We start from the raw sequence: 1,156 nt of genomic DNA, 5'->3' as shown, positions 1-1,156 counted from the left end.
GTGTCACCTAACAAGTCGCTCAAGCGGACACGGCAAAAGCATGCTTTTGCCGTTCCCTCGGCAGAGCCTCGGTGCCGCTTAGCTCCCTCATTAGGCAACAAGGAGAGTTCTTTGACCTGGCCAAATGATGCAGATGGAGATGTACTTCGGCGGCTTGAAGCCGATGGGTTCGACTTTTCTCAGTCATACACTGTTGATTACAACATTGACTTCGAAAGTTGGCCGCCAGCTCCAGCAGCTCTTGAGTTACTCAAAGCCCAATATGGCAACATAGAAGTATACGAGCCGGACGAAGACTATTCTGGCTATGTGCAATTCCAAATATATGCCCCCATCACTTATGAAGGCGTCACGTCTACTCAAAGAAATGCCAGCGATGCAATGCACCCTTTTGGTGGGGTTTGCGAATCTTGGGGCATACTGCACTAGTGCACAGCCTAACAACTGGTTCAAGTCGTTCGCTTCGCTCACTGGGACGTCTAAAAGCTGCGCTTTTAGCCGCCCCTTAACCAAATGTTAGGTCCACTGAAAATGCGCCGCTTCAAAAACGCTGATAAAGCCAAGCAAATAGAGCTGACCGCTCAGTTTCCTGACCTTTACAAGCTTCAATGCGTAGAGGAAACGCAAGCCTACACTTATGGAGCAGTGAGTGTTTTTGACCATTGGCTTGACAGAAAAGAGGCAGCGGAGCTTCTTGAAAATGTTCCTACTGAAATTCAAAAGCAGAGAAATAACGCGCTACACATCTTTAGTAAAAAAATTGCATCCGAATTCGAGATATTCAATTTCAAGTTCAATGGTAAGTGGGGATCTTGCCGCCCATTATTCCGCCACTTCACATCCACAAAAGCTGCCTTCGATTATTTAACCCCAGCAACATGCTACTCTAGCAGTTATTTTTTCAGGATCGTAATCCCAGAAATCAATGCCGTATTCTTCGAAAGCTGGGATGATACAAATGTTTTTTATCTTAGGGACCCATCAGCCGCAAAAACAATAAAACCTCTGGCACAAGAGTGTGGAATACACTATCTGGAGAAATGGACCTAACAAATGGTTCAAGTCGCTCGCTTCGCTCACTGGGACGTCCAAAAGCTACGCTTTTGTCCGCCCCTTAACCAAGCGTTAGGCGGCGTGTGAAATGGTGGCTAGAAAT

General features: G+C 46.6%; 2 protein-coding genes. Both read left to right on the top strand.

Annotation, left to right across the window (positions count from 1 at the left end; genetic code table 11):
- A partial coding sequence (locus tag BMX80_RS17570; RefSeq protein ID WP_217641987.1) for a ribonuclease E inhibitor RraB occupies window positions 1-429 on the top strand: 429 nt, incomplete at its 5' end.
- A 102-nt stretch (window positions 430-531) separates the two neighbouring features.
- Window positions 532-1,050: a hypothetical protein gene (locus BMX80_RS17565; protein ID WP_139214232.1), complete on the top strand. Its 519-nt coding sequence runs from the start codon at window positions 532-534 to the stop codon at window positions 1,048-1,050.
- Window positions 1,051-1,156 lie beyond the last annotated feature (106 nt).

Origin of the sequence: Atopomonas hussainii, from assembly GCF_900109735.1 — a bacterium.
GTDB classification, from domain to species: Bacteria; Pseudomonadota; Gammaproteobacteria; order Pseudomonadales; family Pseudomonadaceae; genus Atopomonas; species Atopomonas hussainii.
Note: the sequence above shows the minus strand (reverse complement) of the source record. Positions and strands in the feature narration are given on the sequence as shown.